This window comes from Mycolicibacter sinensis, assembly GCF_001673565.1.
GTDB lineage: Bacteria > Actinomycetota > Actinomycetes > Mycobacteriales > Mycobacteriaceae > Mycobacterium > Mycobacterium sinense_C.
Window position 1 is genome coordinate 1 of record NZ_LZMF01000092.1, and the last position, 18,875, is coordinate 18,875.

Annotated in this window: 21 protein-coding genes and 2 pseudogenes; 6 read left to right on the forward strand and 17 right to left on the reverse strand. The window is 70.3% G+C overall.

Features of this window, described 5'->3' with window-relative positions:
- From A5648_RS13825 to A5648_RS24075, 10 genes and pseudogenes are all read right to left on the reverse strand, one after another.
- Positions 1–163: pseudogene (locus A5648_RS13825) on the reverse strand (ribonuclease E activity regulator RraA); the annotation flags it as partial.
- Between the two features lie 4 nt (positions 164–167).
- Positions 168–674 carry a nucleoid-structuring protein H-NS gene (locus A5648_RS13830; protein ID WP_109470792.1) on the reverse strand — a complete coding sequence of 169 codons (507 nt, stop codon included), beginning with the start codon at positions 672–674 and terminating at the stop codon, positions 168–170.
- Positions 675–776: 102 nt separating this feature from the next.
- On the reverse strand, positions 777–1,325 hold the full coding sequence (locus A5648_RS13835; RefSeq protein WP_065025096.1) for a copper resistance CopC family protein: 549 nt from the start codon (positions 1,323–1,325) through the stop codon (positions 777–779).
- Complete coding sequence (locus A5648_RS13840; protein WP_065025097.1) at positions 1,322–2,002, reverse strand: YcnI family protein; 681 nt, start codon at positions 2,000–2,002, stop codon at positions 1,322–1,324. Before A5648_RS13840 ends, A5648_RS13835 begins: the two co-directional genes overlap by 4 nt.
- Positions 1,999–2,661 (reverse strand): DUF6474 family protein, encoded by a 663-nt coding sequence (locus A5648_RS13845; protein WP_065025098.1) that lies wholly within the window; start codon positions 2,659–2,661, stop codon positions 1,999–2,001. Before A5648_RS13845 ends, A5648_RS13840 begins: the two co-directional genes overlap by 4 nt.
- A 66-nt stretch (positions 2,662–2,727) precedes the next feature.
- Positions 2,728–3,126 (reverse strand): helix-turn-helix transcriptional regulator, encoded by a 399-nt coding sequence (locus A5648_RS13850; RefSeq protein ID WP_065025099.1) that lies wholly within the window; start codon positions 3,124–3,126, stop codon positions 2,728–2,730.
- 338 nt (positions 3,127–3,464) lie between these two features.
- Complete coding sequence (locus A5648_RS13855; protein WP_065025100.1) at positions 3,465–4,154, reverse strand: TMEM165/GDT1 family protein; 690 nt, start codon at positions 4,152–4,154, stop codon at positions 3,465–3,467.
- Positions 4,155–4,277: 123 nt separating this feature from the next.
- Positions 4,278–4,814, reverse strand: a complete 537-nt coding sequence (locus tag A5648_RS13860) for a peptidase (protein WP_065025101.1) — start codon at positions 4,812–4,814, stop codon at positions 4,278–4,280.
- 181 nt (positions 4,815–4,995) lie between these two features.
- Positions 4,996–5,616, reverse strand: coding sequence for a superoxide dismutase (locus tag A5648_RS13865; RefSeq protein WP_065025137.1), 621 nt, complete (start codon positions 5,614–5,616; stop codon positions 4,996–4,998).
- A gap of 184 nt (positions 5,617–5,800) precedes the next feature.
- Positions 5,801–5,953, reverse strand: coding sequence for a hypothetical protein (locus A5648_RS24075; RefSeq protein ID WP_165607345.1), 153 nt, complete (start codon positions 5,951–5,953; stop codon positions 5,801–5,803).
- A gap of 420 nt (positions 5,954–6,373) precedes the next feature.
- Between A5648_RS24075 and A5648_RS13870 the strand changes: the two genes are divergently transcribed.
- The gene (locus tag A5648_RS13870; RefSeq protein WP_065025102.1) at positions 6,374–7,462 is read left to right on the forward strand and encodes a DUF4328 domain-containing protein; all 1,089 of its coding nucleotides are present in this window, start codon (positions 6,374–6,376) and stop codon (positions 7,460–7,462) included.
- A gap of 4 nt (positions 7,463–7,466) precedes the next feature.
- Positions 7,467–8,282: a glycerophosphodiester phosphodiesterase gene (locus A5648_RS13875; protein WP_065025103.1), complete on the forward strand. Its 816-nt coding sequence runs from the start codon at positions 7,467–7,469 to the stop codon at positions 8,280–8,282.
- A gap of 19 nt (positions 8,283–8,301) precedes the next feature.
- Here the strand turns inward: A5648_RS13875 and A5648_RS13880 are convergent, their stop codons facing one another.
- Positions 8,302–8,841 carry a ferritin gene (locus tag A5648_RS13880; protein ID WP_065025104.1) on the reverse strand — a complete coding sequence of 180 codons (540 nt, stop codon included), beginning with the start codon at positions 8,839–8,841 and terminating at the stop codon, positions 8,302–8,304.
- A gap of 137 nt (positions 8,842–8,978) precedes the next feature.
- Complete coding sequence (locus A5648_RS13885; RefSeq protein ID WP_065025105.1) at positions 8,979–10,127, reverse strand: LCP family protein; 1,149 nt, start codon at positions 10,125–10,127, stop codon at positions 8,979–8,981.
- 297 nt (positions 10,128–10,424) lie between these two features.
- Between A5648_RS13885 and A5648_RS13890 the strand changes: the two genes are divergently transcribed.
- Both A5648_RS13890 and A5648_RS24925 read left to right on the forward strand, forming a co-directional pair.
- Entirely contained in the window at positions 10,425–11,120 is a 696-nt protein-coding gene (locus A5648_RS13890) for a DUF1275 family protein (RefSeq protein WP_065025138.1), read from the forward strand.
- Between the two features lie 115 nt (positions 11,121–11,235).
- On the forward strand, positions 11,236–13,560 hold the full coding sequence (locus A5648_RS24925; RefSeq protein WP_065025106.1) for a cellulase family glycosylhydrolase: 2,325 nt from the start codon (positions 11,236–11,238) through the stop codon (positions 13,558–13,560).
- A gap of 120 nt (positions 13,561–13,680) precedes the next feature.
- On the opposite strand, the gene A5648_RS13900 is transcribed toward A5648_RS24925, so the two are convergent.
- Together A5648_RS13900 and A5648_RS13905 are read right to left on the reverse strand one after the other, a co-directional pair.
- Complete coding sequence (locus A5648_RS13900; protein ID WP_065025107.1) at positions 13,681–14,433, reverse strand: CPBP family intramembrane glutamic endopeptidase; 753 nt, start codon at positions 14,431–14,433, stop codon at positions 13,681–13,683.
- Positions 14,434–14,456: 23 nt separating this feature from the next.
- Positions 14,457–15,365 (reverse strand): DUF2470 domain-containing protein, encoded by a 909-nt coding sequence (locus tag A5648_RS13905; protein WP_065025108.1) that lies wholly within the window; start codon positions 15,363–15,365, stop codon positions 14,457–14,459.
- A gap of 144 nt (positions 15,366–15,509) precedes the next feature.
- Between A5648_RS13905 and pheA the strand changes: the two genes are divergently transcribed.
- Together pheA and A5648_RS13915 are read left to right on the forward strand one after the other, a co-directional pair.
- A complete protein-coding gene (gene pheA, locus A5648_RS13910) occupies positions 15,510–16,385 on the forward strand; it encodes a prephenate dehydratase (protein ID WP_065025109.1) in 876 nt (291 codons plus the stop codon).
- Entirely contained in the window at positions 16,382–17,071 is a 690-nt protein-coding gene (locus tag A5648_RS13915; protein ID WP_065025110.1) for a histidine phosphatase family protein, read from the forward strand. The genes pheA and A5648_RS13915 overlap by 4 nt, the downstream gene beginning before the upstream one ends.
- Before the next feature lie 81 nt (positions 17,072–17,152).
- On the opposite strand, the gene A5648_RS13920 is transcribed toward A5648_RS13915, so the two are convergent.
- The 3 genes and pseudogenes from A5648_RS13920 to A5648_RS13930 all read right to left on the reverse strand — a co-directional run.
- Entirely contained in the window at positions 17,153–17,341 is a 189-nt protein-coding gene (locus tag A5648_RS13920; protein WP_065025111.1) for a hypothetical protein, read from the reverse strand.
- Between the two features lie 59 nt (positions 17,342–17,400).
- Complete coding sequence (locus A5648_RS13925; protein WP_065025112.1) at positions 17,401–17,751, reverse strand: metallopeptidase family protein; 351 nt, start codon at positions 17,749–17,751, stop codon at positions 17,401–17,403.
- A 17-nt stretch (positions 17,752–17,768) separates the two neighbouring features.
- Positions 17,769–18,866, reverse strand: a pseudogene (locus tag A5648_RS13930) (septum formation family protein); the annotation flags it as partial.
- Between the last annotated feature and the right edge of the window lie 9 nt (positions 18,867–18,875).

An 18,875-nucleotide genomic window follows, 5' to 3' on the forward strand; every position in this document is an offset into this window, starting at 1 on the left:
GCACCGACTTGAGCAGCGCGTTGTCCTGGAAGCAGCGGACCGTGCTGATCCGGCCGGCGAACTCGGTGCGGCCGCCGAGTTGGCGGAACTGCAGGTCGCAACTGCGCACGCCGGCGCCGATGTCGTCGACCAGGTCGGCGGTGGGCCGAAAGCCTGCGTTCAAGGGCTCAGCCGCGGCGGGCGCGGAACAGCCGGCGGATCAGCAGCAGTCCGAGCAAGCCGACGATGCCGGCGGCCAGTATCGCCGCCGGCGACTGGCCAGACGGCGATCCCGACGGGGTGAGCGGGTTGCGGGCCGCCTCGACCGTCGACTTGGCCTGAGCGGCCGTTTCTTTGGCGCCATCGGTGAGCTTGCCCGCGCCGTTGCTGGCGACGGGGCTCGGCGCGGGAGCGGGAGCGGGGGCCGGTGCGGGTGCCTTCTTGGCCGGAGCCTTCTTCGCGGGAGCCTTCTTGGCCGGAGCCTTCTTTGCCGGTGCCTTCTTGGCGGCCTTGGCCGCGGCCTTCTTGGCCGCCTTCTTGGCGGGCGGCTCGGCGGGCCGGTCGGACTCAGCCGGCACGATCGGCGGGGACGGCGGGGCGGGGTCGGCGCCAGCCGGTTCGGCCGGCGGAGTCGGCTCGGCGGGCTTGGGTGCAGCGGCGGATTCGTGGTCGGGCTGGTCCTGCGGCTCGGTCATACGGCAGCTCCTCTGGCGGGTTCTCGTCTCAGATCAAGTCGGCGGCACCGGCAACTTCGCCCATCATGCCAGCATCTGCCTGCGGTCAGGAGGTGGCAGCGATCAGGATCGGTGCCTATTCAGCCACAGACCGGCCCCGACAAGCGCCACCGCGCCGGCCACGAACGGCCAAATCGGCAGGTCGTCACCGGCGGGCTCGGTGTCGCGGCGGGGTATCGGGGGCGGTGCCTCGCCGTGGTCGGTGACCGCCGGGCCGGGTTCGCCGGTGCCGGCCACCGTCAGCCGGAACGGCCACGAACCGGACACCACATGACCATCGGCGGAGGTGACCCGGTAGTGGACGGTGTAGGTGCCGACCGGGCCGAGCGGGCGGACGGCAACGCTGGCGACCGCACCTCGGACCTGTGTTTCGCCGGTGGACCACAGGTGCCCGTCCGGCCCGACCACCGTCATGGCCGCGAAGCTGGTCTGCAGCTGCTCGTTGAAGGTGGCGCTGACGCGTTGCGGCCCGTGCGACAGCTCGGCGCCGCCGGCCGGATCGGCCGAGACCAGCACCGCGTGCGCGGCGGCCACCCCGGGCGGCGCCACCGGCGCCAACAACGCGGCCAGTGCGAACATCCCCGCCAACGCGACCCGCACGGCCCCGGTCATGCGCGCCGCCGGCCCAGCGCAATCGTGGCGGCCAGCGCGGCGACCAGCAGCGCGGCGCCGCCGAGCAGCCGGGCCGCATTGTCGGCGTGGTGGGCTCCGTCGGCCTCGGGCTCGGCCGGCTGCGCAGGACCGGCAGAGACCGCCGGCGGCGGGTGCTGGCCGTGGTGTTCGGGTGCCGAGGCCGGACCGGCCGCCAGGCGCAGCGTGGGCACCGGGCGTTCCGCCTCGCCGCCGCCGGGCGGGGGCGCCTGATCCCAGCGCACCACGGTGCCGTCGGCGTAGCGCTGCGCCGACGGGAAGTCGACCGTCTCGGCGTCGGGCAGCTTCATCGCGATCCGGAACAGACCGAACTGGTCGGCGCCGATGCCGCCGGCGTCGGCCGTCCAGGTCACCGAGCGCACCGCTCCGGTTTTGGCGTCGCGGTCCAAGCGGGCCGTCCAGCCCGGTGTGGTCTCGGTGCGCGCCGACGCCACGTCCGGCAGCGTCACGGTGAGTTCCGTTGTGGCAGAACCGGTCGGCGATTCGTTCGGCACCTCGAAGGTGACCATCGCGACGCCGCCGCGCACCGCGCCCGGGCTGCTGGCGTGCACGTGCGCCCAGGCCGGTGCGGTGCCGGCGATCGAGGCGGCGACGGCGACCGCCGCGGCCAGCGCGCCCGCGCGGATTCGGGCGCTCATGACGGCAGCCCCAGCCGGGCCATCAGATCGGCGTCGATTCCGTCGAGCTGCTCGCTGATCGCGGTGGAGGCGGCCCGGCGCCGTTCCACCGGCATGGTCTCGATGGCGGTCACCGCGGTGGCCAGGTCGCTCAGCCGCGCGGTGATCGCGGTGACGAACTGCCGGGTCTCGGAGTCCTTGGGTTTGCGCTCGGCCACCAAGTGCAGCGTCTTCTCCGCTCCGGCGATCCGTGCGGAGAGCCGGGCTTCGTGCTTCCCGGAGAAGTCGCCGATGCGGGCCAGCGGCACCCCGAGCCGGGCGGCCCGCTGTTCATCGATCAGGCCGCGGATCGCCATGGCGGCCCGATACACCAGCGGCACCACGATCGGCGCCAGCATCCGCGATACCACCAGGGTCCGGCGGATCCGGGCCGCGGACAGCAGCTTGCCGTCGCGGGCCGCCTTGAGTTGACTCTCGGCCGCCTTGAGCGTGGCGCGGTCCCGGTTCCGGTCGGACTTGATCTGGGCTTTCAGTGCTCGGGCGTCAGCACGCTGGGCGGCTTTGAAGCGTTTTGCCTCGCCCTTGGCGGCCAGCCGAGCCTCGAGTCGAGCCCCGGCCTTCAGCGCCCGCGCCTCGGCGCGCCGGGTCGCGCGGCTCTTGCGTTTTCTGAACAGGCCCATTCGCGGCCGCCTCCCCGGTGTCTCGCTGGAACCTATCTGCGCCACCCTAATCGCGGTGCCGGCGCCTCAGGCGCTGAGGTGCTCCTTGCGGCGCAGCTCATCGATCCGGTCCAGGATGTCCTGCTGGGCCTCGGCGGACAGCCCGACGGCCTGAGTCGCGATGCGGCGCACCCCGGAGTCGCGGACGCTGTCCAGCCAGGCCAGTTCGGCATCCAGCTTGGCGTAGTAGTCGTCGTCGGTGAAGAACGCCGGTTTGATCCGGAAGAAATTGGCCAGCGCGGCCATGGTGGCCACCGACGGGTTCGTCCGGTTTCCCGAGCGGAGCTGGGATAGATAGGGAGCCGACATCGTGATGCCCTCCGCTTTGAGGGCCGCGATCACCTCGGCGGAGGTGTGTGGCCCGCGTCCGGGCGGATACACCACCTCGAAGAGGCGGTTCAAGCGGACAGCGAAAGTCGCGCTCATCGATAGGACCTCCCGGGGGTCGGCAAGCGGTCGACAGGCGCTCGGCGAGGGGGGAGCCGTCACGTCTGATGATTTGCTGATCATCGTAGCCATAGATACCCACACAACCAAGGGTGATTCCGCTGCGAATCCGATCTTGATGTTGGGTGCCACTCGACGCGGTTCATTCGTCGGCTGTACCGGCCGTTGGGGCCGCAGTTTTGTGGTGTACCAAGCACAATTGCATCGTTCGCGGCGGTTGCCCGGCGCGCCGCCGAATCGTCCGCCGGTCCCCGGCGTCGGACGCCCCTCCGGCGAAGTGAAGTTCGCCCCACACGCAGAGTCGCCTGGAGTATTTGCTACCGGGCGGCGGATTCGTCTCCGGCGGGGTGTTCGCGCCGGTGCAGGGCGGCCCGCCGCAGCGCTGCCGCGAACGCCGCCACCACCACCCCGGCGATCGAGGCGATGGCCGCCGGGCGCCAGCCCAGCGCCTCGTCGAGGAGCATCCACAGACCGAACGCCAGGAACAGCAGGCCGGCCGCCCCGTGTAGCAGGTGCTCGGGCAGCTGGCGGTGCAGCACCATCCCGACGCCGATCGCCACCGCGTCGGCCAGCACCATGCCGGCCGTCGCGCCGAGCCACACCCCCAGCCAGCTGCGGTCACTGGCCAGGGCCACCGTCGCCAGCATCGTCTTGTCGCCCAGCTCGGCCAGCAGCACCGAGGACACCACCGCGAGCACCACGAACCGCGGCTCACGAACCGGCCCGTCGTCGGATACGGCGTTCTTGCCCTCCCGCCACGTCCACGCGGCGAAACCGATGAACGCCACCCCGGCCGCGGCGGCGATAGGCCGCGCGGGCAACGTCAGTCCCAGAAAGTGACCGACGGTCACCGAGATGCCGTGCACCGCGAACGCGGCGATCGCCACCCCGCTCAACACCACCCACCAGCGGTGCCGCAGCGCGTAGGTCATGGTGATCAGCTGCGATTTGTCGCCGAGCTCAGCGAGGAAGACCACTCCCAGACTGATCAGCATGGCGGCGAGCATGCAAGACGACCTTTCGTCAGCTGCCGAGGCTAGTGACTGCCCGGCCCGCCCGCCAGCGCTGCGGAGATTTCGGCGAGCCGAATCCGGGGGTTCGGCGAGGGGTTCGGGCGATCCTGAATTGCCCTATGCGGCAAGGAGCATGGCCAGGATCGCGGTATCGGGATGGCTGACGGGGTCGACACCCACCCGGCTCACCATCGAGGTGACGGTGCCGTCGGATTCGGCTTCGACCCAGGCGGCCCGGTGTTCCAGGCCCAGATGCGGCAGTCCGGGCAGCAGTACACAACCCGACGCCGCGCCCCGGCACTCCGGCAACGAGGGAATGGTTTCCGAGGGCGGGTGCAGCATCAGCAGCGCAGAGGGCTGATGGGCGGCGAAGTAGCCCGGCGCGATCGCGGATTCGCCGGAAACGGTCCCTTCGGCCATCAGCAATCCGACGGTGCCCGGGCCCGGGTTGTCGGGGAGTTCCTCGCGCGTGCCGAACACCGTTGTGGTGGTCAGCAATCCGGGCATCGAGGCCACCCGGACGGCGATGCTGAGCAGTTGCGCCCACTCCTTGGTGGAATCCGGCCAGCGGCCAAAGACCACGAATCCATGTAGCTCGCCGCGGGAATGAAACGGGGCGACTTCGATCGCCCGGCCGGACCCTGTCGTCTCCATCGCACACCCTCCGCGACTTTTGGCTCGCCTGCTCGCATTTCAGCGGGTGGGTTGCCTGGGAGCATGCGACAGCCGGCGTGCGCGTGCAAGCGGACACGGCGGCGCGCCGGATAACGAATCGGTGAGGAAAGCACAGCGGGGCGCCGCGCCAACGGCGCGACGCCCCACTTAAGGCACTGGGCTAAAAGATCAGACCCGAGGTCTTCGAGGTGGCGGCCGCGAAGCGGGACTGCACGTCGGCCCAGTTGACGACGTTCCAGAACGCCTTGACGTAGTCAGCCTTGACGTTCTTGTACTGCAGGTAGAAGGCGTGCTCCCACATGTCGACCTGCAGCAGCGGGATGATGCCCAGCGGCACGTTGGCCTGCTGGTCATAGAGCTGGAAGGTCAGCAGCTTGCCGCCGAGGGTGTCGTAGCCGAGCACCGCCCAGCCCGAACCCTGCAGGCCGTTGGCGGCCGCGGTGAACTGTGCGCGGAACTTGTCGAACGACCCGAAGGCGTCGTCGATGGCGGCGGCCAGGTCGCCGGTCGGCTTGTCACCGCCGTTGGGGGACAGGTTCTTCCACCAGATCGAGTGGTTGACGTGCCCACCGAGGTGGAAGGCCAGGTTCTTCTCGTTCAAGAAGATCGCGCCGTGGTCGTCGTTGGCGCGTGCCTCGGCGAGCTTCTCCAGGGCACTGTTGGCGCCGTTGACGTAGGCGGCGTGGTGCTTGCTGTGGTGCAATTCGTTGATCTGGCCCGAGATGTGCGGCTCAAGGGCTCCGTAATCCCAGTCCAAGTCCGGCAAGGTGTAGTCGGCCACGGGGTTCCTTCCTTCGGTCGATCCGGTGTCGATCACCGTTGATCATTGTCGACTTGCGTTGACGCGCTGGCGGCAACCCACCGCCTACCGCGGGCGCGGTGTGGTGAGGCCACCTCGATCAACACTGCTCCAACGCGCGGTGTACCGCAACAACGAGTCGCGTAGCCACGCCGGCGCGCGGCGTTTAGATCAGAACGATCGCCAGCAGGAAGGTCAGCAACACCAGGGCGATGATCCCGGCGCGCAGCGAGGCCAGCAGGTAGCCGCGCTTGTAGGTCGACGATCCCGCAGGCCACCCCGCCGCCGTCGCGGCGGGCCCGATCGGACGTGCCGTCATTCCCCTGCCCTCAACATCCCTGTCGCCCCCAAAACTTCGCCGTCGCGCCCGCCCGTGAGGCGCATCACAACCGTTCTGTGACGGCGATCATAGCGCTTCGCCGGCGCGGTGGAAAAATTCGGCGGGTATCGCCCGCCTGCCAGCAGCAATGCCCGGCAGGGGCGAGGGAGAGCAGCTGGTTAGTGAATCAAGAGATTTCGCTCGACGCTGTTAATCAGCTCACTTTGGCGACGGCGCGTTATCCACAGTCGCCCCTTGGAGCGACGTGCAAAAGCCACCTCATGGCACTCCGTACCCGCAATGACCATGTGGATAAACCTGTGGAAACTGTGGATAGCCGGTGGTAGCTGGAGGGGCCTCGGAATGGGCGGTCCGCCGCGTCCCGGACTCCATCGCCGACGCTCTCGCTACGCTGGTGCGGTGATTCAGGTGTGCTCCCGCTGCGGCACGCGGTGGAACGTGCGCGATCGGCGGCGGGCCTGGTGCCCGCGCTGCAACGGCGCGCTGTGGGCGCCACTGACTCCCGCGCAGGAAGCGGAGCTGCAGTGGGCACAGCCCGGGCCCCCGGCGCCGCCCGGACCTTCCCGGCCCGGGCCTGAGTCGCCGCCCCGGTTGGGTCCCGGTTACCGCTGGATCGCGGTGCGCCCCGGACCGCCGCCGCCGCAGCGTCGCCGCCGCCGGCCGCTGGGCCCCACTCCCCGCTATTCGGTGATGCCGCGCTGGACGCTGATGGGCGCTCCCAATCCGGTTGCCGCGCAACGGAAAACGGAGGAACGGGTTGCCCCTTCGGCCCGGTCGCTGGAGAAGGCGCTGGGGGGTGCGATCGCCGCACTGGGGATCGCCGCGCTGGTGCACGCGCTGATCTACCTGCTGATGATCATCAACCGCACCAGACTGCTGCACCCGCTGATCGCCGGTGGCGCGGTGTGGCTGGGCCGGCTGGCCGGCCTCGCGGCGATCGCGGCGGTCGTCCACTGCGCGGTGGTGCTGACCAGATGGCTGCTCGCGCGGCGGGCGGCGGCGTTCGCTAGGCAACATCTGCCCGAGTCGCGGCCGGCCTGGGCGCTGTGGGCCGGCTGCCTGGTGCCGCTGGTCAACCTGGCCTGGGCGCCGGTCTACGCGCTGGAGCTGGCCGGGCGGGAGGATCGGCTGGGCCGGCTGCGTAAACCGATCGTGGTGTGGTGGCTGGTGTGGGCGGCCGCCACGGCGGCGGCGGTCTTCGCCACGGCCACCAGTTGGACCGACGACGCGCAGGGCATCGCCGACAACATGGTGGCGATGGTGGTCGCCTACCTGCTGGGCCTGGCCGCGGTGGTGGCGGCCTCGCGGGTCGTCGGAGGATTCGAACAGCGGTCTTTTGCGCGGCCCGCCCACCACTGGGTGGTGGTCGCCGACGACCGTGGCGCCGCGCCGGCGGTGCCGCCGGAGACCGCGTCGTCCGCGGAGCCGGAAACTGTTGCGACACCGGCCGCTGTGGGTGGGTCCGGCGGGCGGGAACCGGCAGCATAAGCCCATGGCAGCGACCGACGAGGTGGTGGCGGAGCACCCGTTCGTGGTCGCGCACCGGGGTGCGTCGTTCGACCGCCCGGAACACACTCTGGCCGCCTACGACTTGGCGCTGCAGGAGGGCGCTGACGGCGTGGAGTGCGACGTGCGGCTCACCAGCGACGGTCACCTGGTCTGCGTGCATGACCGGCGGGTGGACCGGACTTCCAGCGGGGCGGGACTGGTCAGCGAGATGACGCTGTCGCAGTTGCAGGGCTTGGACTACGGGGCCTGGCACGACGGCCGGCCGGCCGGGCCACCGGAGGCGACCGAGCTGCGAGACACCGGACTGCTCACGCTCGACGCTTTGATGGCGCTGGTGCTGGACTGGCAACGGCCGGTGAAGATCTTCATCGAGACCAAGCATCCGGTGCGCTACGGCGCGCTGGTCGAACGCCGGCTGCTGGCGCTGTTGCACCGCTTCGGGATCGCCTCACCGGCTTCGGCGACCCGCTCGCGTGCGGTGGTCATGTCGTTCTCGGCGGCGGCGGTGTGGCGGATCCGCCGGGCGGCCCCGCTGCTGCCGACGGTGCTGCTGGGGTCCGCCGCCCGCTACCTGGGTGGCAGCGCTGCGACCACGGTCGGTGCCACCGCCATCGGTCCCTCGATCGCGACGCTTCGAGAACACCCGGAGCTGGTCGACCATGCCGCCGCGCGCGGCCGTGCGGTGTACTGCTGGACCGTCGACCGCGACGAGGACGTCGACTTCTGCCGAGACGTCGGCGTCGCGTGGGTCGCCACGAATCAGCCCGCCCGAACCAAGGCGCGGTTGCGGGCGGGCTGATCAGCCGGCGGGCGAGGTGTCAGCTGCCGGCGGCGCGCGGTGCGCCGGGCTCCGGTGTGCCGGTGCCGATTTCGCGGGCGATGAAGCTCTCCAGGTCGAACAGGTTGTGCCCGGCGCGATCGGCCACCCGCAACAGCCGCGACATCGTCGCCACCTCTTCGACCTGCTCGCGCAGGAACCACTGCATGAACTGCTCGCCGAGGTGGTCGCCCTCGTCGCGGGCCGCGCTGGTCAGCCCACTGATCTGCTCGGTGACGGTGCGTTCCTGGTCGAGCATCAGCGCCAGGGCGTCCCGCGGGGCGTCGAAGCGGTTGCGCACCGCGTCCACTCCGGGGATCTCGACGGCGACGCCGCGGTCGATCAGGTACTGCACCATCATCATCGCGTGACTGCGTTCCTCGACCGCCTGGGCGTAAAAGAATTTCGCCAATTGCGGAAAATCACCGCTGTCAAAATAGACGGCCACCGCGACGTATTGCTGCGCGGCGGTGAATTCGTGGTAGACCTGCTCCTGCAGCAGGGCGTGGAATTTCGACGTGTGGTTATCGATCTCGGACATGGTCGCGATGCTACCCCAGGTCAGACCGGGTGCGCATCCAAGGCGAGGCTTACTCAGGACAGCTTTGCCTAAGTAAAGATAGGGTAGGCTGAAATAGCTCTTTCGCCGGGCGGTAATTCCGGATGTTCGAATTAGCGTCAATTATCCGGGCCGGCTGCGGGCGGCTCGTCGCGGCTCAACGCCTCGAATAGCCGGGCGGCCTGCTGGTGGTCCCATACCACCGCGTTGCCGGAGTCGGTGTAGGTGAACTCCCCGACCGGCACGGTCAGCATCGTGGTGGGGCCGCGCAGCGCCCAGCCCAGTGCGGCCAGATCCAGTACGCCCGCGCCGGCGTCCACCGTCAACGCGTGCACGGCGGCGTTGGGCACGGCGTACCAGCGCCGCGGGTCGAGCCAGACCGCCGGATCGGCGATGCGCGCCAGCAGTGCGGACAAGAACAGCCGCTGGTGGTCCATCCGGTCCAGATCGGCGCGTGGGGTGGCCCGGCTGCGTACGTAGCCCAGGGCGGCCCGCCCGGCCAGTTTTTGGCAGCCGGCCGGCAGGCTCAGCCCGGCCAGCGGGTCGTCGATCGGTTCGTCGGGGCACAGGGTGACCCCGCCGAGGGCGTCGACGAGCGCGGCGAACCCGCCGAAGCCGATCTCGATGTAGTGGTCCAGTCGCAGGCCGGTGGCTTGCTCCACGGTTCGGGTCAGCAGCGGCGCTCCACCGAGGGCGAAGGCGGCATTGATCTTGTCGTCGCCGTAGCCGGGGATGGGCACATAGGAATCGCGCGGGATGGACACCACCGTGGCGGGCGAGCCGGAGCCGGCTTCGGGCAGATGGATGAGCAGCACGGTGTCGGTGCGGCCGTTGCCGATCTCGCCGCCGGTGGTCAGGTGCTGCTGCTGTTCGGCGGTGAGGTCCGCGCGGCTGTCGGAGCCGACCAGCAGCCAGGTCGTGCCGCGGCCGTGTGCCGGCCGCTCGGCGTAACCGGTGAAGACCGCGGCGCGCTGGAGCGCGCTGTCGAACCAGGCGGCGCCAGCGACCAGGCCTGCCGCACCGGCCAGCACCACCAGCAGGGCCAGCACCACGAGTCGGCGTGCCCAGGACCGCTGCCGCCGTCGCACCGGTCGCGATGGCGGTCGCTGTTGCGCTGGCGCCGGGGGCGCTGACGGGGGCGGCGTCGGCCGAGGAGGCGACCGATAAGGCTGGCGGTGCAGCAGCGGCGGCGGCTCGCGTGGCGGTGGGGTCGGTGGCCGGCGATCCCACGGACGCTGCGGCCCCACGGGTCTGCGATCGCCGTTCACCCGCTCAATCTACGCGAACCAGGTGCCCGAAAATGGGTGTTAAACACCATGGCGAGGGCCGGTTCGCGCTCTGGAAAATGGTGGGACCGGTGTGTCGGCGCTTCGCGATTCATGTTGCATCCCAAGATGTTCCGCCTCGGTTGGTGGGCAGGCGACCGACCTGCCTGCCCGAGTGTCGAGCCGGCTGACAGTGCCCGATAACGGGAAGGAAACCCGCTGGTGCCCGATCAACTCTCTTGCGACCGCTGCGCTGAGCCGGCGCAATGCGCTGCGCAGCCCGATAGCGCGGCGACCCGGATCCGGGATAGTGCGAGCGAAACCAGGTTGTCGTGGGTCTTGGCCGGCTTGGCGGGTCTGCTGGGCGCAACGGCGTTCACCCATTCCGCCGGCTACTTCGTCACCTTCATGACCGGCAACGCGCAGCGCGCCGTGATGGGCTACTACGCCGAGGACGACTGGGCAGCGTCATCGCCCTGGCTCGCGGCCTCGGCGGCGCTGCTCCTGGTCGCCTTCGTGGCCGGTGTGGTCAGCGCGTCGTTGTGCCGGCGGCATCTGTGGCCGACCCGGCCCTATGCCACCACGGTGCTGACCACCCTGGCTCTGGTGCTGGCCACCGTGGTCGACGCCGTGCTGCTGGGTGGCCCGGAGCTTCCGCTGCCCTTCTTCCCGATCCTCTTGATGACGTTCGGTATCGGAGCGCTGAACACCACCTTCGTCGACCGCAAGGGCGAGGTGTCCATCCCGTTGAGCTATGTGACCGGCACGCTGGTGAAGATGGGCCAGGGCATTGAACGGCATCTCAGCGGCGGGGAACGCGGCCACTGGCTGGGGTACTTCCTGCTGTTCGGGGCGTTCGTGCTCGGGGCCGCGATCGGTGGCGGTATCGGCATGGTCGCCGGCGGCACCTACATGCTGGCGATCGCCAGTCTGATCTGCGCACTGGCGACCGGATACACCTATTTCAGCGGGGGCCGCCGCGGACTTCGGAGCTGATTCCGGCACTAGGTCCACCACACTGGCGTTTCTCAGGTAGCGCTAGTGGTTTTCGCACCAAGTTGTTATCTTGACTGCGTTGTCCTCCGCCACAATGGAAAGAGGTCTACCCAGGATGACTCGTCAGGTCAGCACGAAGCGGAAACTGGTCGGGGTCGGGTCTGCGGTGGCGGCTTTTCTGGCGTTCGGGGTGACGCCGCTGGTTCCGACGCCGGTGGCTGCTGCCGAGGGCCTCGACGAGGTGTTCGAGCTGGCGCTGGCGCCGTTCGTGGAGGCGACCACCGGGGACTGGGATGCGCTGTTCAGTCCGGCGGCCTGGGAGGCGTTCTTCGACCCCGGACACTGGGATGGCCTGCTGGCCGGGATAGCGACTGCATCGCCGAGCCTGTTCGCCCCGGACCTGACCGGGCTGGTGCACGACTGGTACTACACCCCGCTCTACACCGGGATCGACAGCCTGGTCAGCAGCTCGTGGATGGCGCCGATCGTCGACGGTTTCAACCAGCTCAGCGGGTCGCTGGGTCTGGGCATGATGATCGGCGACGGCGCGGCCGGTACTGCCGAGCACGCCGCCGGTGGCGCCGGGGGCTGGCTGTTCGGTGATGGCGGGGCCGGCTGGGACAACGCCGAGGCCGGTGGCGTCGGGGGTGCCGGTGGTGCGGCCGGGTTCTTCGGCAACGGCGGGGCCGGTGGCGCCGGTGGCGAGGGCGGCGCCGGTGGTGTCGGCGGGGCCGGCGGGTGGTACATGGGCGTCGGCGGCATCGGGGGCACCGGCGGCGATGGGGTGACCGGCGGCATCGGTGGCGCCGGCGGTGCCGGGATCGGGTGGATGCTGGGCATCGGTGGTGCCGGCGGCGCCGGCGGCGACGGCACCCACATCGGCGGCAACGGCGGTGACGGCGGCAACGGCTCGGCGTGGTTCGGCGGCGGCGGCGACGGCGGCAACGCCGGCAGCGGCGTCTGGGTCAGCCAGGGTGATCTGCCCGGCCTGGGCGGCGCCGGAGGTCTCGCGGGCGCGTTCGGCACCCACGGCGCCGTCGGCCACTTCGGCGCGCTGGACGGAGCTCCGGAGAAGGCGCTGCCTGAACTGAGCACCGCCGGCAACTGGATCGTCGACCAGGACGGCCGGGCGGTCATCCTGCAGGGCGTCAACCAGGTGTACAAGTCGCCGCCGTTCTCACCCGGCGGCAACGGCTTCGACGACGACGACGCGAAGTTCCTGGCCGACAACGGCTTCACTGCGGTGCGGCTGGGCTTGTACTGGGCGGAGATCGAGCCGAAGCCCGGGGAGTACAACTGGGCCTACCTCGAGTCGGTCAAGGAGACCATCGAGATCCTCAAGGCGCGCGGCATCGTCAGCATCCTCGACATGCACCAGGACCTCTACAGCTCGCAGATCGGCGGCAACGGCGCCCCGGACTGGGCGACGCTGTTCAACCCGGACGACAACGACACCAGCGCGCCGTTCCCCTTCGGCTACGCGCTCAACCCGGCGCAGAACCAGGCCTGGGATGCGTTCTGGGCCAACGAGAAGGTCGACGGTATCGGGCTGCAGAACCACTACGCCCGGATGTGGCAGAACGTCGCCGACTACCTGGGCGGCACGCCCGGCGTGGCCGGCTACGAGATCATGAACGAGCCGTGGCTGGGCTCGCCGTGGTTGGCCAGCCTGCTCGGCGACCCGCACTTCGACCGCGAGACGCTGACCCCGTTCTACGACCAGGTGATCTCGGCGATCCGGTCGGTCGACCCGAACACCACGGTGTACTACGAGCCGAACGTGTTGTTCGGCAACGCCACTGCGGTCACCCACCTGGGCGAGGTCGACGACGACAACGTGGTCTTCGCGTTCCACGACTACTGCATCTTCGACGCCCTGGGCGGGGGCAGCTCCACCGGTTGCTCGCTGTGGGACGGGATGATGATGGACGGCGCCCAGCGCTACATCGACCACTACGGCGTCCCCGGGGTGGTCACCGAATTCGGTGCCACCCATAACGTCGACACCATCACCAGTCAGCTGAACTCGATCGACCCGCACCGGTTCGGCTGGCTGTACTGGGGCTACACCAACGAGGCGGGCTCGCTGGTGCACAACACCAACCTGCCGCCGACCGGCGGCAACGTCGACGAGCCGATCGTGGCGACGCTGGCCCAGCCGTACCCGCAGGTGATCGCCGGGATCCCGAGCGCGTGGTCGTTCTCTAATGGCGTCTTCTCGTTCAGCTACTCCACCGCGATGGCCGACGGCTCGGGCAGCTTCGCCGCCGGATCGGAGACCAAGATCTCGATCCCGGACATCCAGTTCCCGAACGGCTACCAGGTCAGCGTCACCGGCGGGGAGGTCCTCTCAGACCCCAACGCCGCGGTGCTGGTGATCGGGTCGGACGCCGGCGCGGGCACCGTGAGCATCACCGTGACCCCGGTCGCGGCGGCATAGCCGGCGGGGCGGGGCGGGCGCGGTGTCATCCGCTGCCGAGAGTGAACTCACGCAGGTGATTTCGCGGTCGTCCCTGCATGGTTGCACTCTCGGCGGGGGTTTGGCGATGTGGGCGGGGTCTTAAGGCAGCCAGCCCAGCTTGTCGGCGAACAGCGCGTAGCCGACGAACGCCACGGTGTCGATCAGACCGTGGGCGAGGATCAACGGCCACAGCCGGCCGGTGCGCTGCCAGGCGTAGCCGAACACCACACCCATCACCACGTTGCCTAATCCGGCACCGAACCCCTGATAGAGGTGATACGCCCCGCGCAGCAGCGCCGAGCAGGCCAGCGCCACCGGCCGCGAGACACCTAGTTGTCCCAGCCGGGTCAGCAGATAGCCGACGACGATCACCTCCTCAGCCCAGCCGTTGGCGAACGCGATCACGATCAGCATCGGGGCGCGCCACCAGGTGTCGTTGATCGCCGCGGGGATCACGTCGGCGTTGAGGCCCAGGGTGCGCGCCAGCAGATACAGCGCCAGGCCGGGCAGCCCGATCAATGCCGCCAGGCCCAGGGCACCGGCCAGGTTGCGGCCGCGGGGCAGCCGATCCAGCCCGATACGCGCCGGACCATAACCGCTGCGCCACAACAGATACAGCGCCAGGGCACCCCAGGCGAACAGCTGCGCCGCCCAGGCCGCGTTGAGGCCGAAGTCGATGACATCGAAATAGGACCGGCGCGGGTTCAGCGGGATCCGCTGGGCGCTCAGGTCACGCAGCACCGCGTCGGCCAGTTGCAGCATCGCGGTAGCGGCGCTGACGCCGTAGGTCACCGCCAGCACGACGGCGACCTCCAGGCGCAGTGCGCGTCCTGGGGCCGCCGGCTCGGTCACCTCGACACGGTAACCGTTGACCGCTAGCGGGGGCGCGGCTGCAAGCCGTTGAGGAACGGGCAGCCCATCAACGCGCGCACCGCCCGGTTCAGCCCCATCACGTCGGTGACCGGCCGCGGGAAGCTCAGCCGGACATCGTGATCGCCGTCGGCGGCCTCGACCCGCAGCCACATGCCGTAGCGGTCCACGGCCAGCGGGCGGGGCCGCCCGCGCCGCAGTCGCGGTGGCAGCTTGGTGGTGGCCAGCCGGGCGACCAGCTCGGGGTGCGCCGAGTCCAGGTGATGCAGCCAGTGCGCCTCGATCGCGCAGAACGGGTCGGGTCTTGCAGCCAGCAGCTCATCCACGGCGACCGCTTCGGCCCCGGTCGCATCGGCCAGTACCGCCGAGTCCGGGATGAGCCGCAGCAGAGTGTAGCGGCCGCCCGCGGGCGAGCGCGGTGAGATCACTTGCAGCAGCGCCGGGTTGGGGTCGGCCGTGGCGATCCGGTCGAGCAGGGCGACGATCTCTGGCTCGGGCACCGCCTGCAGCCGGCCGCGGATCCACACCAGAGCCCGGACGCGTTCCCGCAGCCGCAGCGGGGCATGGTCGGTCAGCTCCAGCATCGCCGCGACGCCGGGTTGATGCGGCGGTCCCAGCTTCGCCTCTCCTTCGTCGAGGCTCGCTGAACCGCCGGGCTGATGCGGCGGTCCCAGCTTCGCCTCTCCTTCGTCGAGGCTCGCTGAACCGCCGGCGCCGGCAGCCTCGGCGACCGGGTCGTCGACGGGGACCGCAACCACCACCGAGCCGTCCGACAGCAGGTGGCACACCGGTGCGTTGACCGGCGCGGCGTCGGTGGAGTCGGCGATGGCCACCAGTGCCTGGCCCCGGACGCAGGCGCTGCGGATCCGCTCCGCGGACGTCGGGACGGTTACCGCTGTGGTGGTGGTTGCCATCGATCACCCTTCCAGTAAGTGAGGTAAGCCTAACTTAATTAACGACCCGGCTCGGCGCAACCGAAAATGCGGAATGTGTTCGCCGCGCCGCCGGTGAAGGCGGCGCCGAGGCCCCGGCCGGGCCACGGCCGATAGGGTTGTGCCGTGACCCGCATCAGCTATCTCGGCCCGGCGGGGACCTTCACCGAAGCGGCGCTGCTCGCGTTGACCGGCGCCGGACTGGTTCCCGGCTGTGGCCATCAAGAGCATCGCGCCGTGCCGGCCGAGAGCACGCCGGCCGCCCTGGAGGCGGTGCGTACCGGCGCCGCCGAGTACGCCTGCGTGCCGATCGAGAACTCGATCGAGGGCGGGGTGACACCCACCCTGGACGGGCTCGCGGTCGGCTCGGCGCTGCAGATATTCGCCGAAACCGCCCTGGACGTCGCGTTCTCGGTTGTCGTCGCGCCCGGGCGGGCGGCGGCCGACATCCGCACCGTGGCCGCTCACCCGGTGGCCGGTGCCCAGGTGCGACGCTGGCTGGCCGAGCACCTGCCGCAGGCGCACATCGTGCCGGCGAACTCCAATGCCGCTGCAGCGCAGCAGGTTTGCGACGGCGAGGCCGACGCCGGTGTGAGCACCGCACTGGCCGCGCAACAGCGCGGGCTGCTCACCCTGGCCGAAGGCGTCATCGACGAACCTAACGCGCGTACCCGTTTCGTACTGGTGGGCGCGCCCGCGACGCCGCCGCCGCGCACCGGCGCCGACCGGACGTCGGTGGTGCTGCGGCTGGACAACGCACCCGGCGCCCTGGCTGCTGCGCTGACCGAATTCGGTAGCCGCGGTATCGATTTGACCCGGATCGAGTCCCGCCCGACCCGCACCGAGCTGGGCACCTACCTGTTCTTCCTGGACTGCGTAGGGCACATCGACGATCCCGCCGTCGGCGAGGCACTGCAGGCGCTGCGCCAGCGCTGCGCTGACGTGCGGTATCTGGGTTCCTGGCCCGCCGGGCCGGCCGGCCGGACGGAGGCGGCGACGTGAGCGGCCGGCTGGTGCTGGTGCGGCACGGGCAGTCCTACGGCAACGTCGAGCGTCGGCTCGACACCCGCCCGCCCGGATCGGAGCTGACCCCGTTGGGCCGCGATCAGGCGCGGGCGTTCGCGGGCAACGGCGTGCACCGTCCGGCGCTGGTCGCCCATTCGGTGGCGACCCGGGCCGTGCAGACCGCCGCGGAGATCAGCGGCCGCTTCGGGCTGACCGCCCGCGCCCTCGACGGAATCCACGAGGTGCAGGCCGGGGCGCTGGAGGACCGCAACGACGACGACGCGATCGCCGAGTTCAACGCGATCTATCAGCGCTGGCACTCCGGCGAACCGGGGGTCGCGCTGCCCGGCGGCGAGACCGCCGAGCAGGTGCTGGACCGTTATCTGCCGGTGGTCACCGAGTTGCGGATGCGCTACCTCGACGACGACGACTGGACCGGTGACATCGTCGTGGTCAGCCACGGCGCGGCGATCCGCCTGGCGGCGGCCACCCTGGCCGGGGTGGACGGCAGTTTCGTGCTGGACAACCACCTGAACAACACCGAGGCGGTGGTGCTCTCACCGATCACCGACGGCCGGTGGAGCTGCGTGCAGTGGGGCGCGTTGACGCCGCCGTTCTATCCCGAGCCCGATGCGGACCCGGTCGGCGACGCGCTGCGCTCCGACACCGACCCGATGGGCTAGGCGATCGCAAGCGCGGCGGAGCTTGCGGAGCCGGGCGCCGCGGGGCACCTCCCGCTTGCGCGGGAGGGTCGCCGCGTTGGGTCAGATCGCCAGCGCGTAGACCTCGGCGCAGCGGCAGCCGACGGCCTCGCAGTCCAGCGCGAACGCGTGCAGCAGCACCTCGCCGGGGCAGCCGTCCTCGGTGCACTCGGCGGCCTGCAGCACGTGGTGAATGAGGGTGCCGTGGCAGTGCTCCAGCCCCGCCCGGCAGGCTCGGCAGTGGTCATCCATGCGTCGTTCCTAGCACTGCGTGCCGACAACACCGTCCCGGCGCGCCGCGACACGCTCGCTCAACTCCAGCCCAGTTGGTGCAGCCGGTCGTCGTCGATGCCGAAGTGGTGGGCGATCTCGTGGATCACCGTGATGCGCACCTCGTCGACGACCTCGTCGTCGGAGCCGCACATCTCCAGTAGCGCGTCCCGGTAGATCGTGATGGTGTCCGGCAGGGATCCGGCGTAGTTCGAGTCGCGCTCGGTCAGCGCCACCCCTTCATACAGCCCGAGCAGCTCGGGTTCCTCGTCGTTGCGGTCCTCCACCAGCACCACGACGTTGTCGATGGCGGCCGCCAGTTCGGGCGGGATCAGATCCAATGCGTCGGAGACCAGTTCGTCGAACCGGTCCGGGTCCATCTGCACACTCACCGGGGCTGGCTACCGGCGGGCAGTTGGTTCAGCCGCTCGGCGGGAATCGACGGCGGCGGGACCGGTGGCTGACCGTTGATCAGCAACGACCCGCGGGCGCTGTTGATCAGAGCCGCCCAGCCGCCGTTGCCCAGCGTGGCGCCGAGGCTGCACGCCACCTCGCGGCTGCCCGCCGACCAGCTCGGCAGCGAGACGGTGGCGTAGGTCAGCGTCAGGGTGGTGTCGCGCAACTGCACCGGCGCCAGATAGGTATCGGTGAGCCGGGTGCAGGTGTCCTTGATGAAGGCGTCCTGCTCGGGTTCCGGGGGCAGCGCGTCGGGGAACCGCTCGGCCAGATTGACCGTGCCGGTGACCTCCTTGGTGTGCGGCGCCGCGCAGTCGACCGGGACGTCGTTGGGCTGGTTGGTGGCCGGATCGATGCCCAGGCAGGTGCCCGGCGGCCAGACCTTGGACTGGTCGATGTCGGCGACCTTGCCGGTGAAGGCGATCTGCTGGCCGCCCACGCCGGGCAGTTGCAGGCCGCACAACATCCGGCGCTCACCGTGTTGGCGCCAGGCCCGCTCGCCGGCCCACAACATGCTGGCGACGAACTTGCTGTGCGGGTCGAACTTCGGGCCGAGGTAGCGGCGCACCGAGGACTCGCACTGTTCCTGGGTGATCTGCTCGATGCGGGCGGTCGTGGGCGGCGGGGCGTCCGGGCCGTACTCGGCACCCGGGAACATCTTCATGTCCACCGGCCCGGCGACTTCGAACTTGTGCTCGTCGGCGCAGCGGACCACCGTCGCGCCGTCCAGGTCGTTCTCCGGCCAGTTCAGGCAGTCGCCGGCGACCGCGCGATCGATCGCCTCGTTGCCCTTCCCGATCCCGATGCCCAGCCCGGGCCCGGCGCCTTTACCGCCGGTGCCGGCGGCCGGCTCGGAGCGCAGGTGCCCGAGCAACCCGCCGTTCCCGTCGCCCGCCACCGGAACCACGGTCACCAGCCCGGCGATCAGCAGCCCGCCCAGCGCGGTCAACAGCAGGGTGCGGCGGGTGGCGGCCGCCTGCAGCGTGCGCAGCCAAGACACCCGCGTGGCGGGTGGATTTTCCTGGTCGGCTGCCTTCGACATCCGGTCCATTCTGACAGG